The 18,959-nt window shown below is 44.2% G+C and carries 17 protein-coding genes; 6 read left to right on the top strand and 11 right to left on the bottom strand.

Features of this window, described 5'->3' with window-relative positions; translation table 11 throughout:
• Positions 1–4 precede the first annotated feature (4 nt).
• Together QWZ07_RS10915 and QWZ07_RS10910 are read left to right on the top strand one after the other, a co-directional pair.
• The gene (locus QWZ07_RS10915) at positions 5–772 is read left to right on the top strand and encodes a peptidoglycan binding protein CsiV (protein ID WP_017109953.1); all 768 of its coding nucleotides are present in this window, start codon (positions 5–7) and stop codon (positions 770–772) included.
• Between the two features lie 138 nt (positions 773–910).
• Complete coding sequence (locus QWZ07_RS10910; protein ID WP_017107634.1) at positions 911–1,456, top strand: GNAT family N-acetyltransferase; 546 nt, start codon at positions 911–913, stop codon at positions 1,454–1,456.
• 131 nt (positions 1,457–1,587) lie between these two features.
• Here the strand turns inward: QWZ07_RS10910 and QWZ07_RS10905 are convergent, their stop codons facing one another.
• The 7 genes from QWZ07_RS10905 to hinT all read right to left on the bottom strand — a co-directional run bounded on the left by QWZ07_RS10905 (position 1,588) and on the right by hinT (position 8,430).
• The gene (locus QWZ07_RS10905; protein WP_065103861.1) at positions 1,588–2,877 is read right to left on the bottom strand and encodes an NAD(P)/FAD-dependent oxidoreductase; all 1,290 of its coding nucleotides are present in this window, start codon (positions 2,875–2,877) and stop codon (positions 1,588–1,590) included.
• A 511-nt stretch (positions 2,878–3,388) separates the two neighbouring features.
• Positions 3,389–3,928: an alpha/beta hydrolase YcfP gene (ycfP, locus tag QWZ07_RS10900; protein WP_017107632.1), complete on the bottom strand. Its 540-nt coding sequence runs from the start codon at positions 3,926–3,928 to the stop codon at positions 3,389–3,391.
• Positions 3,929–4,036: 108 nt separating this feature from the next.
• On the bottom strand, positions 4,037–4,891 hold the full coding sequence (locus tag QWZ07_RS10895; RefSeq protein WP_192852701.1) for a phosphotransferase: 855 nt from the start codon (positions 4,889–4,891) through the stop codon (positions 4,037–4,039).
• Positions 4,892–5,045: 154 nt separating this feature from the next.
• Positions 5,046–5,636, bottom strand: a complete 591-nt coding sequence (lpoB, locus tag QWZ07_RS10890; RefSeq protein WP_017107631.1) for a penicillin-binding protein activator LpoB — start codon at positions 5,634–5,636, stop codon at positions 5,046–5,048.
• Between the two features lie 142 nt (positions 5,637–5,778).
• On the bottom strand, positions 5,779–6,162 hold the full coding sequence (locus QWZ07_RS10885) for a YcfL family putative periplasmic lipoprotein (protein WP_017107630.1): 384 nt from the start codon (positions 6,160–6,162) through the stop codon (positions 5,779–5,781).
• Positions 6,162–7,553, bottom strand: a complete 1,392-nt coding sequence (locus tag QWZ07_RS10880) for a COG3014 family protein (RefSeq protein WP_192852700.1) — start codon at positions 7,551–7,553, stop codon at positions 6,162–6,164. Before QWZ07_RS10880 ends, QWZ07_RS10885 begins: the two co-directional genes overlap by 1 nt.
• Positions 7,554–8,079: 526 nt before the next feature.
• On the bottom strand, positions 8,080–8,430 hold the full coding sequence (gene hinT, locus QWZ07_RS10875; protein WP_004736268.1) for a purine nucleoside phosphoramidase: 351 nt from the start codon (positions 8,428–8,430) through the stop codon (positions 8,080–8,082).
• A gap of 276 nt (positions 8,431–8,706) precedes the next feature.
• Here hinT and QWZ07_RS10870 point away from each other — a divergent pair, with 276 nt between their 5' ends.
• Positions 8,707–10,698, top strand: coding sequence for a methyl-accepting chemotaxis protein (locus QWZ07_RS10870; protein ID WP_017107628.1), 1,992 nt, complete (start codon positions 8,707–8,709; stop codon positions 10,696–10,698).
• A gap of 197 nt (positions 10,699–10,895) precedes the next feature.
• Positions 10,896–12,062, top strand: coding sequence for a DUF1887 family protein (locus QWZ07_RS10865; protein WP_102310777.1), 1,167 nt, complete (start codon positions 10,896–10,898; stop codon positions 12,060–12,062).
• Positions 12,063–12,303: 241 nt separating this feature from the next.
• Here the strand turns inward: QWZ07_RS10865 and udp are convergent, their stop codons facing one another.
• The 4 genes from udp to QWZ07_RS10845 all read right to left on the bottom strand — a co-directional run bounded on the left by udp (position 12,304) and on the right by QWZ07_RS10845 (position 17,932).
• Positions 12,304–13,062: a uridine phosphorylase gene (gene udp, locus QWZ07_RS10860; protein ID WP_004736272.1), complete on the bottom strand. Its 759-nt coding sequence runs from the start codon at positions 13,060–13,062 to the stop codon at positions 12,304–12,306.
• A gap of 283 nt (positions 13,063–13,345) precedes the next feature.
• Positions 13,346–15,697 carry a zinc/cadmium/mercury/lead-transporting ATPase gene (locus QWZ07_RS10855; protein WP_192852699.1) on the bottom strand — a complete coding sequence of 784 codons (2,352 nt, stop codon included), beginning with the start codon at positions 15,695–15,697 and terminating at the stop codon, positions 13,346–13,348.
• A 172-nt stretch (positions 15,698–15,869) separates the two neighbouring features.
• Entirely contained in the window at positions 15,870–17,333 is a 1,464-nt protein-coding gene (locus QWZ07_RS10850; RefSeq protein WP_192852698.1) for an MATE family efflux transporter, read from the bottom strand.
• A gap of 182 nt (positions 17,334–17,515) precedes the next feature.
• Positions 17,516–17,932 (bottom strand): CBS domain-containing protein, encoded by a 417-nt coding sequence (locus QWZ07_RS10845; protein WP_017107624.1) that lies wholly within the window; start codon positions 17,930–17,932, stop codon positions 17,516–17,518.
• Between the two features lie 281 nt (positions 17,933–18,213).
• On the opposite strand from QWZ07_RS10845, the gene QWZ07_RS10840 reads away from it, so the two are divergent.
• Both QWZ07_RS10840 and QWZ07_RS10835 read left to right on the top strand, forming a co-directional pair.
• Positions 18,214–18,447, top strand: coding sequence for a hypothetical protein (locus QWZ07_RS10840; RefSeq protein WP_102352592.1), 234 nt, complete (start codon positions 18,214–18,216; stop codon positions 18,445–18,447).
• 164 nt (positions 18,448–18,611) lie between these two features.
• Positions 18,612–18,908 (top strand): hypothetical protein, encoded by a 297-nt coding sequence (locus QWZ07_RS10835; protein ID WP_065103866.1) that lies wholly within the window; start codon positions 18,612–18,614, stop codon positions 18,906–18,908.
• The last annotated feature ends 51 nt before the right edge of the window (positions 18,909–18,959 follow it).

Here is an 18,959-nt window from a genome sequence, read left to right as displayed (position 1 = left end):
AAAAATGAAAAGACTGATCCCACTGCTACTATTGTTCGTCTCACTGCCAAGTTTGGCTCAGAGACAATTTGATATAGAAGTGATCATTTTCAAGCGCGCAGTTGATGCCGAAAAAGTCAACGAATCTTGGCCGAACACTCAGCCGAAGATTTCACTTGAGCGCGTTGGTTCATTTCAAGATACCCAATACCGATCTAAGAAAGGCGTACAAATGTTGCCTTACTCAGAGTACAAGCTAACGCCTCAGAAAGACAAACTGCGTAAGCATGCAGGCTTTGAAGTTCTGATGCATACTGCGTGGCGTCAAGGTGACCAAGGTAAGAGCTCAGCTCCGGTTTTCCATATTCAAGCAGGTAAAGACTTCTCTAAAGATTTCAATGCAGATGGTTCTGAAAAAGGTGCTATCACCGCAGGCAGTGCAGATGGATTCAAAGAAGAGACCATTGATAAGCCACTATACGAACTAGACGGCAAGCTACAGATCTACGTGCAGCATTACCTATACGCTGAAACCACGCTCGATTTAAAAGCGCCAAGCGTTCGTGAAGTGACTCTGAAAGAACAGCCTATTGAATTAGACACACCAGTAAGCGGTGCAGACAGCAATGTTCAAGTGGGCAACTTAACTGAGATCTCACCGACGGTACAGGTAGAAGAGTTCCTTAAGAGCTACCGCATGGATCAAAAGCGTCGTATGCGTAGTACAGAAACTCACTACCTTGATCACCCGCTTCTAGGTATGGTGATTCAAGTTCGACGTGTAGCGCAGTAAGTTACTTGCCGATTCGGCTATAATTATATAAATAATTCAAAATCCGCCCTCCTAGTGAGGGCGTTTTATTAAGTACTATCTATCTTTATTCTGTACTGAATCCTTTGTTCAGTACTTACATGTAATTCGGTATTTCTTATGAGCCCTGACTTTCAGATAAATACTCAACACCTCAGCCTCAAAATTATTGAAGCTACAGACGCTCCTGAGTTCTCTCGGTTGATCCAAACATCCCCTAGCCTATTTCCATGGGTAGACTGGTGCCACGATGCGTTCTCTATTGTAGAAGCCGAAAAATTCATTCTGGCTACCCGCTTAAATTGGGTAAAAGCAGACGCATTTGGGTTTGGTATTTTTGAACGCCACAGCAATCAACTAGTTGGAATGGTGGCAATTAATGAGCTTTACCATACCTTCAATATGGCAAGTTTAGGTTATTGGGTTGGCGACGAGTTTCAACGAAAAGGGATTGCCAAAGAAGCGATGCTGACGTTATTTGAATTCTGCTTTGCTCAACTCAAACTAACGCGTTTAGAGATTGTTTGCGATACAGAAAACCTACCAAGCCAAAGGCTGATTGAGAAGTGTGGCGCAGAGCGTGAAACCATTGCCAAGAACCGCTTTATCTTTAACGGCAAACCAAAAGACGGCGTGGTTTATTCTGTATTGCCTCCAACCTCTTAGGTTCTTAGGTTCTTAGGTTCTTAGGTTCTTTAATTATTAAGTTATTAAGCCTGCAAAAACAGCACGTCATCGACACGATCAAAAAAGAGCTCCGAAGAGCTCTTTTTTATTCACTGAAAATCACCAATTAATTAGTGCAGCTTCAGATTTGGACGCAACACACGGTTGATTCGGCCTACCAACATCATTAACGACGTTTTGATGATGCCGTGAAGCGCGACTTGGTGCATGCGATACAAAGAGATGTAAACCACGCGAGCAATACGACCTTCGACCATCATTGAGCCTTTAGTCAGGTTACCCATCAAGCTACCTACCGTAGAGAAACGGCTTAGTGAAACAAGCGAGCCTTTGTCTTTGTAGACATAATCTTTCAGGTCACGGCCGTTCAGCTTAGCAATGATGTTGCTGAATGCGCAGCTTGCCATTTGGTGAGCAGCTTGTGCACGAGGTGGAACAAATGAACCATCCGCTTGTGTACATTGTGCTAAGTCGCCAATAGCAAAGATATTATCATCAAGCGTGGTTTGCAGCGTGTTTTTCACAACCAATTGGTTGATACGGTTAGTCTCAAGACCACCAATATCTTTCAGGAAGTCTGGTGCTTTGATACCCGCCGCCCAAACCATGATTTGCGCTGGAATCTTATCGCCATCTTTGGTTGTTAGACCTTCAGAATCAGCCTGAATCACCATAGTGTTAGTACGCACGTTAACACCAAGCTTAGTTAGCTCAGAGTGCGCGGCACTCGAAATACGAGGTGGTAGAGCTGGAAGAATTCGCTCACCCGCTTCAACAAGGTTAACGTTCAGCTTGCTTGAATCTAGATCACCAAAACCGTAAGTACGAAGCTCTTTCACAGCGTTGTGAAGCTCAGCAGAAAGCTCTACACCTGTAGCGCCAGCACCAACAATCGCGATATCAACAGTGCCTTGACCGTTTTTAGCGTGAAGTTTTAAGAACTGGTTGTTCATTTCCGTACGGAAACGGTGAGCTTGTTCTGGGCTATCAAGGAAAATACAGTTGTCACGAACGCCAGGAGTGTTGAAGTCGTTTGACGTTGAACCAATTGCCATCACTAGAATGTCGTATTCCAATTCACGGCTTGGCATCAGCAATTCACCGTGATCATCTTTCAGTTCGCTCAGTGCAATCACTTTACGCTCACGATCGATGTCGTTCAGGCTGCCCATTTGGAAATCGAAGTAATGGTTTTTTGCATGTGCGCGGTAGCTTAATGCATCAACACCTTCGTCCAGTGAACCTGTTGCTACTTCATGAAGTAATGGTTTCCATAGGTGGCTTGCTTTACGGTCAACCAGAGTAATCTGGGCACGTTTTTTACGACCTAAAGTGCGGCCTAGCTTAGTTGCTAGTTCTAAACCACCAGCACCACCGCCTACTACGATAATTTTTGTCACAATGACAATCCTCTACAAAATGAATAAATGGGGTTCGGCTCGATTACTCCAACCGATAAATTCTATGTATCTACTCGGCCTTGAATGCGAAGGCTGTTACAAATTGGATAACCGCGAAAAAGAATAACGACAGCTCACCGAGTAGTTAGAGGGATTACAAACAACAAACATTGGCCTGTCGCTTTGCTCACGTGGATAAAAAAGGTGACTACCTGAGAGGTAGAGCACAAATAATGGGCAAGTTTTATCACTCGCTCTCAATTTTTCTTGATATTTATCAAAATATTTTGCTTGGGAACATTATATATAGCAAAAAGATGACCGCAACAAAAATCCTTACCCACAATGAGGATTCGGGGCGAATTAGTTAACGTTTGCGCAAGCTTATCTACAAATGCGCAAACTCATCGATAAAACATATACAACCGTTTTATCAATGCCAGCTCCTAGGATTCAGATGTAAAAAAGCAGCACTCAAACGAGTGCTGCTTTTATAAAATAGAGGGGTGGGTTAGGCGTTTTTAAACGCTTTCATTGCTTGAAGGTGTTGAGAGATCTTTTTAAATTTATGGCTCTCTTTTTCATCCCAGATTACCTCATAGTAATCGCCAAGTTCAGCTTCCGTTCGCGTATTGTCGTGAATTTCATCTTCACGAGACAACACAACTAAACAGCGTCCCTTGTTTTTCATACGATACTGAGCGACACACTTCGTCGCAATATCTTCATACTCTTCAGGACGATCAATTCGACCCACCATATTGTTCTCAGGTTGCAGGTTAGGGTTGAAAACCACTTGCTTAATCCCGCATAAGAAACCAATACGCTCTGACCAAAAACCCCCTAAGCCTACCCCACAGATAATAGGGTGCGGATCATCAGATTGTTCTATCACTTTATGCACTTCTTTAAGAAGATGCTGCATATCGTGCTTTGGATGCAAAGTACTGTAGTTGATGAAACGAACGTCATCATCAATGAATTGCAACTGCAGTATTTTTTCGTGATTGCCCGGGCTAGTTGAGTCGAAGCCGTGTAGATAAATAATCATTAGTACCTCCCTGTTGAATATTGGTACGTTTTAATTAATCTAACATGAAAAATAAGGTTTTAAAGGGAACACCAACGAAATTATATTTTTCACTTCCTAAACGTGATCCTAGCTACAGAAAGTGTGACTCAGTAACTCAGCTTCACGCAGATAACTTTCATCGCCCCAGAGCTGATGTGCCAGTAAATACCACAACATCGCCATCATTCGACTTCGCGGCAGCCAAGCCTCTACGCCATCAAGCCAAGGCTGAACATCATGAATACCTCTTAGCTGACAGTACTTGTTAACGGCTTCAATCACCGGAACATCCGCAACAGCAATGGTTAACGTAAGATCAAGCCTTGGGTCTGCTAAGGCTGCATATTCCCAATCAATGATCTTAATCCCATCTTGGTTCTTCACAAGGTTATAGCCACCGAGATCAAAATGACACAAAGACAGGTCTACACTTGGAATACTTGGAGCCACGCGCCACTCTTGATAAATCTTGGTACAGGCTTCAGTCTTATGAACCGCATCAAGCTGAAGCCAGTAATGATCAACTCGCGCTGTGAAACTGAACGGTTGGAGCGGCAAACGTGCCGTATTAACCAAATGCACCGAGATCAGCGTTTTCAACAAATCATCAAGCTCTAAGCCTTCGTAAAGCGTCTCACCTGCAATCCATTCAACCAATAAGCCTTGCTCATTGACCACTATCGGACTTGGTCCGATATCTAGGCGCTCAATAGCAGAGAGCACTTGATACTCTTCATGACGAGAGATGAAGAACGCCTTGGTAATCGGAGTAATCGGACGCCAAACATAGGCGGTACCATCGGCCAACACCAATTTCCAACATCGATTGGTTAAACCGCCGGTCAGCGTCTGTGCTCTAACCGGTGGTTCAGAAAAGTAACCATCCAGCGAACTCAAACTGGTATCAAGAAGCTTAGCCTCAGGCCAAGAAAAAATTGCCATTGCTCATTCCCTATAAACGTTTCCATTTCCCTACAAAAAAGACACTGACCAAAAGCCAGTGTCTTTTATTCACAGCACATCATGTACTGCATTGGCGTGTGACCAAATCAAACGCTGTCTTTACCGGCTGCGTTTGATTGGCAAGTAAGCGAAATTAAAGACCTAGTAGGCTCTTAGATTGTTGCTTACGGATTTCAGTCTCGTCAGCCCATTCAATTAAGCCAGACTCAAGATCCATTAGACGCATTGTCATTTTGTAGTATACGTCTTCATCGCTACCGTCTTTCTTCACGATGCTTGATAGGTTGCCGTACAACATGTACTGAGCACCGACCATTTTACCAAACTGAATCGCTGAACTTTGGTTTACAAGCTCATCGTTGTTTTGGAAGTTCAGTTGATCACGAACAGACTCTACACGGTCCATATCAACGAAACGGAACTTACCAGAGTTCAGCATTTTAGTACTGATAGTGTCAGTGATTGACTCAGTATCGATATGCTCACTGGTTTTGTTCTTGATGCGTTCTACGAAGACGATTGGACGCTGCTCACGTGTGATGTAAGAAACAGAACCAGAAGCCATCATGCTATCGACCATTTCGCCAGCAATCGTTTGAAGATCTGTTGAACCGAAATCGATTGTTGTGGTTTCTACTGCTTGTGCATCACCGTAGCTTACCTTGTTTGAACAACCGCCTAAAATAACCGCTAAACCTAGTAGCGCAATGACACTCTTTTTCATTTTGTTTCCTCAACTTATCACTGAGCGGGGTTACCCTCACTCTTAAATTCTTATGTTAGCGAATCAATAAATCCGCTTTCTGTGGCCCGAATCGAACTGATATAACTCGAGCTCACTCTAACTATGTCTATTCTCGCAGAGCTTACTGCTCTCGGAACTGAACTCGGAACTGAGTTGCTTTCGGGTTTACCGACACTTCCGACAACGAAATACTTTCAAAGCCACGAACAATCGCTTGTTTCCAAGGGCCTTGCTTTAGGTTGACCTCAAGCCCAGCATCGTCGTACCAGTAGAAACGATAAAGGATATGTTGATCACCTTTATAGTTACTGTTTAAACGAACAATACCTCTTGTGTGACCATCAATTTGATCAGTGCGGATATCATCAACGGCAAGTCGACTGCCTAGCACGTTGTCACCAAAGAATACGTTTTGAGTTAGGCTATCAACCCTCACACCTGCTGTGTTATCAGCACAACCAGCCAGAGCGATGACCGCTGCTACGCTCACTAACCACTTTTTCATTACAGCCTCCCTAGCTGTTTATGCCACATTGTTGCGTTATTGCCTTGTCGAGAAATCCAAACCAAGGTGGTCTGCCCTTCTCTAATATCAAAGTCATACGTTCTAGCACCCGCTTCTAACGTATATTGACCGCTATTTGCTACAAACGTGCTGCTCTTGATCTCTGCGGGTAAAGATTGCCAGCTACGCGTGTCTGGCTGTTCCGTAAAGGTATTCCAGACATTGAACAGAATGTTACCCACATCATTACCTTGGGTCGCTTCTTTGCGGATGCGATCTTTCGCGACCACACGCAACGCTTGGCGAATAACAATACTCGTCATTCGCTCAGATAAATCGTTTTGAGCCATCGCGTTTACATCCGTAATCAAATGTTCTTGTAACGGTTGTCCACTGATTCGTAAGGCAGAAAAACGCTCTACGTTTTGGCTTGGATAATATGGCAGCGCCAGAGAATATATTGCGCCCTGATCTCGACTGTCATAAATAGGTAAATCTAAGCGCCAACTGTCCATAGCTTGAACAGCGCTCTGCTCTTGAAGCACAATCACACGACCTTGACCATTGCCAAGCTTAGACGATTGCTTGTAGCGCTTTTCGAGTGTCGCTAAATCTTGTCGCATACCTAAACGAGCGGCTGTTGCCATCGTTCTATCAATGATTTCTTGGTTCTTTGGCATCACAGCCAAAGCACGTCGATAGTCAACGTAGGCGCTATTTAAGTCGTTTGAAGCTTCATAAAGCAGACCCGATAAAAACATCAGATACGCATTCTGCACCGACTGCAGCTTTTTACCCGCGTCTGGATAATTGGCAAGAATGCTACCCACATTGGCAGACACTCCCTGCTTCTTCGCATCGTTGGCTGCACTTTCTAATTCAGCTTCACGTTGCTTCTTTGCTTGTTCTTGAACTTGGTTGGCGCGACGCATTTCGATCACCGCACCTTCTAAGTCGTTTTTCTTGAGATAATTTAAACCGAGATAGAGATGAAGAAAGCCTAACTCGTAATCAGGCGGCACATACTCGGTAATATTATCGTTCACAGCCAACGCACCCACACTGGTTGCACTGTCTGAAATAGAAATTACGGCTTTGTTCTGTTGATCTTTTACTGCCTGATCAGCCAATTCAAACGAAGACTTACTTTCAGGGTATTTTTGATCCAACAGATTAATTCTGCCTCTTTCAAAGTTATCAAGGATGTCGCCAGCTATGTAATCTGGTAGCTCCTGCTGAGCCTCTGAATAATCCCCAGATTTCACTGCTTGATAGATATCTTTGTTTTGAGCGCTGTAATGACTGAACAAACTGCCTGCAGACATACTCGCACAACCCGCGGTCAACGCCGATAACAGGGCAATGGAAGCGAATCTAAACTGTTGCTTCACTTATCGTCTCCGTGCATGTTTAAAATGCCAACTTTGTCAGGGTCTGCTGACCTTTCGTGGTTAAATTTTGTTCGAGATAGAATCGTTTTAGGCGCGGCAAGGAGTATATAGCCTAGTCATTCTAAGTTAATACTTCTTAACAAAGCATAAAACGATTCTAGCCGAACCCTTCGGGCAGTCTTTGTGGTTCATTTCTACTGCGTTATCAGCTTCTCATGTAGGCTAGCTACACTTCAAAGCCTCTGCCTTGTAGAAATTTCCCACAAAGTGCTGCAAAAATCAGCTCGAAAAATCAACAGACCCTAGTCTCATTATCAAAACGAAACGTGTTGTTAAAAGGATCTCAAGCAGGTTGTTATCCTGCTTAATTAGGCTCTGCCTAGGCGATGCCGATATTCAGACAACAGATAAAACTTAAAGTTGGCATACAAACAACAAATTTTCCAACTGGCTGTTTATGTTAACTAACCCATTAACTTGTATTAACGAGATCATTAACTGTTTCGTTAGCTCATTAGCCTTTTAATTAACTCATTAAAAGCGGGCCAAGCGGGCGGCCACCAACCAAATGCATGTGAATATGGTAAACCTCTTGGCCACCGTGAGAATTGCAGTTCACGATAAGACGGTAACCGTCTTCTGCGATGCCTTCTTCTTTTGCTAACTTACGAGCAACAGTAAACATACGTCCCATCATTGCTTCATCTTCCACTTCAACATCGTTGGTTGTAGGAATCAGCTTGTTAGGGATAATTAGGATATGGCTAGGAGCGCGAGGGTTGATATCACGGAATGCCGTTACTAAGTCGTCTTGGTATAGCAGATCTGCAGGAATTTCTTTATTGATGATCTTACTAAAGATGGTTTCTTCAGCCATGTTTTTCTCCGATAAAACATTGAGTTTTTAATGTTTTGAGTATGCGCTATGCCGCAACAAACCACAATAAATCCGCTTTAAAGCATAATAAAAAACACCGTTCAAATCAAAGAAAACAAGCCTTAGCTCTCAAGAATGGCATGCTGATTATAACTGAGGGCTATTTTTGTTGTGTGCGTCATAAAATGCGTAAGCGGAGCTCAATAGAATGCTGACAATTTTGTTAGTTTTACATTGACCTGACATTAGGTCTGCATTTTATTTAGGGAGAAAGCCATGAAGGGATCTGTGATCAAGCGTATGTACGCTGGTTTCGCACTGATCATCATCATGTTCGCAGTCACGATAACCATCATGATGAACAGCATGAATCAGATACACAGCAATTTTGAGAGTGTCTCAGAAACCTCATTACCGCTTGTTGCGCTTTCAAATCAAACAAGCGTCCAATTGCTCTCTGCTGATAAGTCATTCAAAGACTTCTTAACCACACAAAATGCTGAGCGCATGTCTGCAATGCGTACAGAGTTTGCGGCATCACAAAACTCTTTTTCTCAAGTTCTAGGTAGTTTAGAAGCGGCAAGTCAAAACAATGCCTCGCTAACTGAGCGTATCGTGCAGTTACGAGCAATGGAAGAGCGTTACTTTGCTGAAGCTGATGAAGCGATGAATAACTACGTGGCGATGTTTGAAGCACAGGAGCAAGTACAAAAAGCCTCTCGTGACTTCCAACGCTTACATTCGGAATTAACCGTTGGCATGAAAGAGTACGTTGCCGACCAAAAAAGCATCTCTGTAAAAGTGATGGCGAAAAGCTACTTCATCAAACTGCAAGACGCTGAAGTTATCACCTCAGACGCCCTAGCGAGTTCTGATGTGTCCTTCGTGCAAAAAGCGGTAAACCAGAATAAGAAAGCCGTGACTCACTTAAACTACGCTTACCGTGGTTTATCCACACAACTGCCTGCGCTTAAAAATGTCTTCGATGAATCCGTACAAAAATTCACGAAAGACGTTGGCCAGAAAGGTGGCGTGCTAGACAAACACAACAACTACCTAAAAGCGAAAGAAGCGCTGTACATCAACATCGCCAATCTTGCCGTTGAAATAGACCAAGCGATGGCGGTATTGGATTCATTCAACGTGACTGCAGAAGAACAGTTGAACTCATCATTAGCAGACGCAAGCAGCATCTACGATAAAGGTCTGTTCAATGCGATTGCGATTGGTATTGTTGTAACGGTATTCGCCGCAGCAATCGGCTACCACATTGCACATAGTGTAAGAGAGCCATTAACTCGCATCCTAGGTACATTGGAAGGCCTAACTGAAGGCGATATGACTCAACGAATCGACATTCGTTATGATAACGAATTCAGTCGTGTGAGCCGCCACATCAACACCTTGGCCGACAACCTACGTAATATTCTCGTGAAACTGAATGACGCTTCCGATGACTTGACCAAAACGGCAAGCGTAAACCAAAAAACGTCTTCAGAAACACAGGTTCAACTGAACAGTCAGCGCGAGCAAACAGCGACAGTCGCGACGGCTATGACAGAGATGTCTCATTCAGTTCAAGAAGTGGCGAACAGCGCGCAAAGCTCATTAACCATGGTTCAACAAGTAGAATCGGCTTCTGAATCTGGTCGTCAAATCATGAACACCAACATCAGCACCATCAACAAGCTTGAGGCTCGACTTACTGAGTCTGTCAGCGCGGTAGGTGAACTGCAACAGATGAGTAGCCAGATTGGCTCAATCCTCGATGTTATCCGTGGTATTGCTGAACAAACCAACCTACTTGCACTCAATGCGGCAATCGAAGCGGCGCGTGCGGGTGAGCAAGGTCGTGGTTTTGCCGTGGTTGCCGATGAAGTACGCGTACTGGCACAAAAGACCACTCAATCAACGTCTGAAATTGAGACCATGATCAGCAACCTGCAATCAAGCTCGAAAACAGCAAGCAACGTCATTGAAAGCTGTATGAGCGATATGGACATGTCGGTTGAACAGGCCTCAAGTGCAAATAGTGCGATGGAAGAGATTCAAGCGCTGATTCTTGAGATCAGCCATATGAGCACGCACATTTCTCAGGCAGCGGCTGAACAAAGTGAAACATCGGGAGATATCGCGCGCAATATTGAAGACATCAACCACATCGCCGATAAGAGTTACCAAGCTATGTCGTCGATTGCTGAAGCAAGCCAAAACCTAACGATTCTGGCAAATCAGCAAGGTGATTTGGTTCATCAGTTCAAGCTATAGATATTTGAGAAATTGATAGATATTTAGTGCGAATATTGGGACTTCTTACCCAATAGTGGTAACTAATTGAACAAGGGCAACTTTTATCAAGGGTTGCCCTTGTTTTTTATGATCTTTGTCATTATATGATTATTAAGGCTTGCTGCTTCCCGTTTTTTCTTTCACCTTTATGAGCGAGCCGCTATTAAGGAATTTATATGGCTGTTCATGTTGGCATCATCGATCAAGACCCCATTCGCTTGCTCACCCCCCTACTAGATAACCGAACGATCAGCACTCATATCGTGTTTATCGGCGACAAGAATCAAGTCAGTATTTACCAACGCTTGGACAGCGTTTTACAAAAGCGCGACATTACGAGTGAGTTTTTCGAAATTCCAACCATCGTAAACACGTCTGTGATTAAAGAATCCATTCAAACCCTTGCCGAAGACCTCAAAGCACGAGGCCAAGAAGTAAAGCTCAACGCAAGTTGTGGTTTACGTCACCGCCTACTATCTGTGTACGAAGTGTTCCGCACTTACCATTGGCCAATCTTCGTGGTGGAACCGAACAGCGACAAACTGTGTTGGTTATATCCAAGTGGCAAAGAAGACGCGCAAGTACAAGACCGTATTACCATCGATGACTACCTAACTGTGTTTGGTGCTCGTGGTGAATTCAGCGATGTTCAACTGTCTCCTCAACTCGACCAAAAACTGTATGAACTGGGCGAACGTTGGGCAAGTAACGCGTTAGAGTTAGGCCCAGGCCTCGCAACGTTGAACTACCTTGCAACAACCTGCCGTAAAGAACAGAGACTGGATGTAGGGCTGTCTGAGAAGCAACAAGGCTATCGTGAGCTAAACATGCTGCTGAGTGATTTGGTTGAAGCTAAGATTGCGACTTACGACAACGGTATTCTGACCTTTGCCAATGAAGACGCACGACGCTTCTCAAACGGCGAATGGCTTGAGACCTTAGTTCACAGCACGGTGAAGCAAATCCAAGATGATATGCCAACCATTCAAGACCGTTCTTTGAATGTTCAAGTTTACCGCCAACTGGGTGAGCGTGAGGTTCGTAATGAGCTTGATGTGGCATCAGTAGTGAACAATAAGCTGCACATCATCGAATGTAAGACCAAAGGCATGCGTGATGATGGTGATGATACCTTGTACAAGCTGGAATCGCTTAGAGACCTACTGGGTGGCCTACAAGCACGCGCCATGCTGGTTAGCTTCCGTCCTCTTCGTCATAATGACATCACACGAGCAGAAGACCTTGGCCTTGCGTTGATTGGCCCTGATGAATTGAAGGATCTGAAAACACACCTAACGGCATGGTTTACCGCAGCCGGTGGTGATGAAGATTTAGAGTGCTAAAAACCAATAGACCTGGAGAGCTCAACGCTCTTAAGTGAATCTAAAAAGGCGAATGACGATTAAGTCACTCGCCTTTTTTGTTATCCAACCCTTTATCTGTTTCGCTCTATTGTCATCTTTCAACTATCTATGCTTTTAGTTTCTTTACCCCATAAAAAATGGCCGCATCATTCGATACGGCCATTTTTAAATCTTGGAAACAGACTTAAAACAACTTTAAGACTAAAAGTATTTTTACAACTTAAAGCATCTTACGAGCAGCTTCTACAACCACTTTAATTGAACGAGCTTCTGTTACTTTTAGTGTTTCGTGATCAGGCGTCTCTTTTTGAGTACGGTTGATGATAACACCAGCAACACAACCCGCTTTCAGACCAGAACTTGCACACATAGTTAGCAGTGTTGCAGATTCCATTTCGAAGTTTAGAACGCCCATGTCTTGCCATTCTTGCATAGAACCTTGGAAACGCTTAACAACGCGACCAGAGAACGTATCGTAACGCTCTTGACCTGGGTAGAACGTATCGCTTGATGCCGTTACGCCCATGTGAACTGTTGCGCCTGATTCGTCAACTGCCGCTTTCATTGCTGTTGCAACTTCAAAGTCAGCCACTGCTGGGAACTCCATAGGAGCAAAGTGTAGGCTTGCACCATCTAGACGAACAGAACCAGTAGAAACGATCATGTCACCCACGTTTACATGTGGTTGGATAGCACCAGTAGTACCAACACGAAGGAAAGTGCGAACACCCAGTTGAGCTAGCTCTTCTACAGCGATAGACGTTGATGGACCACCGATACCTGTTGAACATACAACAACTGGCTTGCCGTCTAGTTCTGCGCGGTAAAGCGTGTATTCACGATGGCTAGCAAGAAATACTGGATTCTCCATCTCTTCTGCAATTTTTTGTACACGAGCAGGATCACCAGGGATGATCGCAAGAGTAGCACCGTTAAGATCTGCTTCAGTAACACCTAAATGGAAAACAGCTTGAGACATAGTTCGCTCCTTTTGGCTTATTGGGCTTTTTACCCTTATTTAAGCTCATAGTAAATTCGTGGGGTACGAACACACTCTAACCAAGCTCATTATAAAATGAAGTGACGCACGTCACACCAATGATCGCAACAAGATTTCAAGTTTCACGAAAAACCGATTGGCATCACAAAAATAAGCAATCCATACGCCTACGTTGCATACTAATGAGACAAAAAACGCCTTTAGCTTATTAAGGCTAAAGGCGTTTATTTGCATCAAAATACTGGATATTAACTAGAAGTGCTTAATCCGCTTTAGATTTAAATCGAAGCAAACGCAGTGCGTTCAATGTGACCAATGCCGTCGCACCACTATCGGCTAACACCGCAACCCACAAACCGGTAATACCCAGTAAGCTTGTCACCAAGAACACACCTTTCAAACCGAGTGCAAGCGCTACGTTTTGACGGATATTATTCATGGTCGCTTGCGACAGTTCAATCATCGCAGGGAGTTCCGTTAAGCGGTTATGAGTCAGTGCTGAGTCAGCCGTTTCCAACGCCACATCCGTACCACCGCCCATCGCAATACCTACGTTAGCGGTTTTCATCGCTGGCGCGTCATTGATACCATCGCCGACCATAGCAACGTGTGACTGTTGAGATAACTCTTCAACATAAGACACCTTGTCACTTGGAAGCAGGCTCGCTTTGTATTGCATACCAATCTTGCTGCTGATCGCTGCCGCACTGCGCGGGTTATCACCAGTAAGCATGATAGATTGAATGCCCAGTTCGTTCAGTCGCTCAATCGCAATCTTCGCGTCACTACGCAAGGTATCTTGCCAAGCAATCAGACCAATCACTTTAGTCTCTTGCTCTTGAAGCTCTTCTTGATGTTTAACCTCTAGAGCAAGAACAACCGTCTTACCTTCGCCTTCGAGGGCTTCAACTATTGCCACCACTTCAGAAGCAAGGTCAAACGTGACTTTAGACGGTGCGAGAACTTGGTATTTAACACCATCCACATCGCCTTCAACACCACTGCCGATCAACGCCTTTTTATTTTGAGATTCTGGGATCTCAATATTCAGCTCTTTGACCTTGGCAACTAACGATTGCGCCAATGGATGAGTAGAGCCAACTTCAATCGCCCCCACTACACGTAACATTGCGTCTTGCTGCCAACCCGATAGTGATTGGATATCGGTAACCTGAGGCTTACCTTCAGTCAATGTGCCCGTTTTATCAAAAGCAATAGTTTGAATTTTACCAAGCTGTTCTAGTGCCGCTCCGCCTTTGATCAGCGCACCGCGTTTTGCGGCTGCTGCCAAACCAGACGTAATTGCTGCTGGCGTAGAGATAACCAGTGCACAAGGACAAGCAATCAATAACAAGGCTAGACCACGATAAACCCACGTTTCCCAAGGTTGAGCAAACAACAGTGGCGGCGTGATGATCACCAACAGCGCGACAACCATCATTAATGGTGTGTACCAGCGGCTGAATTTATCTAAGAAGCGCTCCAGTGGTGCCTTGCGGGATTCAGCTTCTTCTATCAGGTGTAGAATACGGTCAATCGCATTCTCACCCTGCTTTGAAGTAATCGTAATACGCACGACTTTATCGACCACCACAGCACCAGCCATGATGTTGTTCCCTTCGACATGCTCAACTGGGATAGATTCTCCCGTTAAAGCACTCTCATCAAAACTTGCGGAATCGGTGATCAACTGGCCATCAGCCGGCAAACGAGAACCTGCTGCAACTTCAATGACATCGCCAGGAACAAGATCGCTAACTTCCACTTCGACACGTTCGCCGTTAATAATTTTGGTCGCATTCTCAGGGACGAGGGCCATTAAGGCTTGAACACCACTTCTTGCTCTTGATGAGGCAAAAGCTTCTAAGCGTTCACCGATCAAGAACAACAATAAAACCATCGCAGCTTCTGCGGTTTCACCAAGATATAAAGCGCCAAGAGCAGCAACACTCATCAGTGTTTCTATCGCAAAAGGCGTCCCTGAACGGGCAAGTAAAACCGCTTTTTTGGCAACAGGATACAGGCCCAACAAACAGGTAGCGACGAATAGCCCTTCGCTCAGTTGAGGCTGTGAACCTTTGAGTAAGGCGGCGATCAACATAGAAACTGCAATCGCTATAATTTGCCAATTAGGTTGAATATGAGCTTGCCAAAAGGTCTCTGGTTCTTGTTTTTGTTTCTTGGAACCCACTTCCGTCAATGGGAAGCCTGTTTTGATAGAGACTTGTTCGATCGTTTCAGCAAGGTTTTCACTATCGAATTTAACAACAAGCTTTTCGGTAGCGAATAAAACTTTAGCTTCAATAACACCGTCGATGTTACTGACCGCTTTTTCTATTTTTCGAGCACAAGCTGGGCAGTCCATTCCCGAGACCAGCCAACTTTTGGAAAATTGGGCGTTAAGAGACTCAGTTGAGGCCAGCCGGTCTTCTTCTCCACTGTCTGAACCACAACAATCATCTGCTGAGGCAGAAGCCGTCGTAGAACTGCAGCATGCTGATGAAGAGCCTGCAGCTGTAATACTGGTGATTTTAGGGCTAGAACAGGTCGCTCCAGCCGCTTGTGGTTGAACGTCCACTTTTGTTGAGCGGCACGCTGCATGTTTTGCGCACATAATGTATCTCCTTAATACTCAAAAAGCCTTAAGGTTGCTGCCAGTAGAATGAGCAAACAAACCTTAAATTCCACATGAGTATAAACCTTGGAGGTAACTCCAAGGTCAAGAAGAAGTTTTCAATCTGTTCGCTTTTTTATCGAAAGCCATTGATGTTCTAAAGTTGTGGTTGTTATTGCGTCTTACACTCAGCAGCCTCTTCTCTATTCGCTGATACATCATCAATCAGGACTGCATCATGCGAACAGAAAGGTTGGGTGTTTAAGCTAACAATTGATACATCGTCTTCGACTGGGTCGGTTTGAGATCCCGTCATAAGTTCAGCAACATGATAACGAAGTACCAAAATACCAAGCAGACCAAATACAACATTACCCAAGGCTTGCCCATACAATACGCCCAGAGCGCCGTACCACTGAGACCCTAAATAAACGAAAGGCAATGTCCCAAGTGTTGCCTTTCCTAAATTTAAAGCAGTAGAGTAAAGCGGTTTACCTAAGTTATTAAACGACGTATTCGCAACAAACAGTGCGCCATTAAATGTGAAGGTCAAAGCAACATAGGTACAGAAAGCTGCAACGATAATAGCCGCATCACCTTGCAAGCTGAAACCTTGAATAATGTAGTCTTGAACAAAGTACAAAAGAATACAGACAGCAATGGTATAAACCGTAGTTACCAACAATGAGTTATTGAGCGTCTCTTTCACTCTGTCGACTCGATCAGCCCCAAAGTTCTGCCCTATGATTGGCCCAACAGCGCCAGAAAGCGCAAATATCACCGCGAAACACACCGGAGTCAGACGACCAATAACCGCGAAACCAGCAACGAAATCTTCGCCATATTGCGCAATACCCGTCGTCACAATCGCATTGCCAATAGGCGTGGCGGTATTAGTAATAATCGCAGGGATGGCAATGGCAAGAATAGGACGAATATTAAGACGCCACTGTACCATCGAGGGCGGTGCCACCAGCTGATGGCTACGTATCAAAGGATAAAGCGAGAACAAAAGAACTGAGAAACGAGCAATAACAGATGCGATGGCTGCACCTTCGATGTTCCAACCAAAACCAAAAATAAACAGGGGGTCTAAGATTGCATTAACAATACCGCCAGACAAGGTTGCCCACATCGAACGCTTAGCATCCCCTGCAGCTCTCAAACCCGCGCCCGCAGCCATGGCTAACGCCAAAAATGGACCACTCGGTAACAAGATTTGTAGATAGGCCTGAGCGCGTTCGGCTGCCACACCTTTTGCTCCAATCGCGGCCAATAACTCAGGGATGTGTGCAAACATGATCGCAGTAACCGTTGAGCTAATCACAAATGCGGTCAGCATTATACTGGTGCTTAAATTTCTGGCGTGGTCTCTATTTTTGGAGCCAATCGCTTTGGAAACTAACGCACCCATTGCGATGGAGGTACCTATCGAAACTGAGGTTGAGAAGAAGGTTAACGTACCAGCAAAGCCCACGGCTGCTGCCAACTCGACTTGACCGAGCATACTGATAAACAGCATGTCGAGTAAATCGACGACGAACAACGCCATCAAACCGACAGAGCCAGCTCCCGACATCACCAATATGTGGCGCATCGTTGAACCTTCTACAAACTTTGCAGTTTGATTTGACATGAAACCTCCAAAAGCTGAAACACCACACGCTAAAGCTCTATAAACTTGAGAACGACAAAAGTCGATCTAAAAAAGCGGGTCTACAAAGCGAACCTACCCAGAAAAGCTATATACAGAAAAAAGGCGCTAGTGCGCCTTTTGTCAATTATTGGTGTTGAGAAAAATAATCGTTTTGATTACTACTATACAGGATGTTTGAAACATTCATCTAGGTTCTTGCCGATGGCTCTTAAAACATCGGTTCGAGTGATGATCCCAACCAGCTTTTTATTATCGATAACCGGGTAAGCTTTCGGTTTACCCACTTGCATCATGTCAGCCAATTCAATAATGGATAGCTCAGGGGACACGGACAGTACCTCTTGGTACATACAGTCACCTACAATGTGTGTGTCCTGACAGAAATAGCTCACCTTAACCAGTTTCTCTAATAGATCCTGCTCAGATAAAAATCCAATCACTTGTTCTGTTTCATCGATAACTGGGCCACCCATATGATGACTCTTCATCACTCGATCTAACGCTAGGCTTAACGGCATATCAGGAGTGAATGTCACAACCTGCTGCGTCATGTAGTCTTTCACTTTTATTGAATGCATTGCGTTCTCCCTAAATACTTTCGATAGTTCTTTTCTATCTCGTTAACTTAATTGTTGTCTAAAATCTTGATTTTACTAAATGGATTTCAACAATTTTATTGATAGGTAAAACCTTACATAGCCCAAAAACGAGACAGGGAAAGGCTCGAGCGTGTTTTTATGAGTCAAAAAAAAGAAAAAAAGAGCCCTTACAAAGCCTTACTTAAGGGTACTAGCTTGAATGAACCAATCCTGTAACCTTCACCGAATAAATAATTCAAAAGTTACAATCAGGCCTTTTTATGCAACACGACGAGAGCATGTACGCGTACATCTATTCAGGAACAGACGGAACCGAAAACACTTTGGTTGCAACAATCGATAATGAAGAAAAACCACTGATCTCTTGTTGCGCTGACGAAATAAAGCGAATGTCTAGCTTAGCCATTGATCTGGCGTCAAAATACAATTTGAAAGTGAAACTGGTAAAATACCAAAGAAAACAAGAGATCGACTTCGGATTATTCGTTAAATAGCAGACTCATCACTCATCCCACCTTCGACAAGGTTGTGGAGTATTGTCAACGACACATGAATACCGTATTTTAAGAACAGTTATTGAGTGGTAACTCAAGTAACGTCGAGTAGCCAAGGTTACCGACTTGAGTTACCCACTTTACTCTTATCCAAACGGCCCACTATGACTTCGCTTCGTTCACCTCAAACCTATCTATCTCACTGCTTATGTAAGATAAAAGCCTCCTTTAGCGAGCTATTAGATTTTCAGTCTCGTATATGGGTCGTGCATATTTTCGAAGACTCAATCACCGATCAATCGTTTGTGATCAACGAAGACGGCTTCAAAGAACCATTAGAGTGGATGAAGAAACGAGCGTATCAAGCTGCGATGCTTGAACGCGTTGAGAAGATGAAAATCTCACAAGTGATTGAGATTCAGTTCGAAGACAAAATGCATCGCTTGATGCGAGTGAAGTAGAGCTATTGTTTGGGCATTCACGAAAAGACCTTAGCTAGAAACCAAGCATAA

Source organism: Vibrio lentus, assembly GCF_030409755.1.
Lineage (GTDB): Bacteria > Pseudomonadota > Gammaproteobacteria > Enterobacterales > Vibrionaceae > Vibrio > Vibrio lentus.
This window is presented reverse-complemented; position numbering and strand designations above follow the sequence as displayed.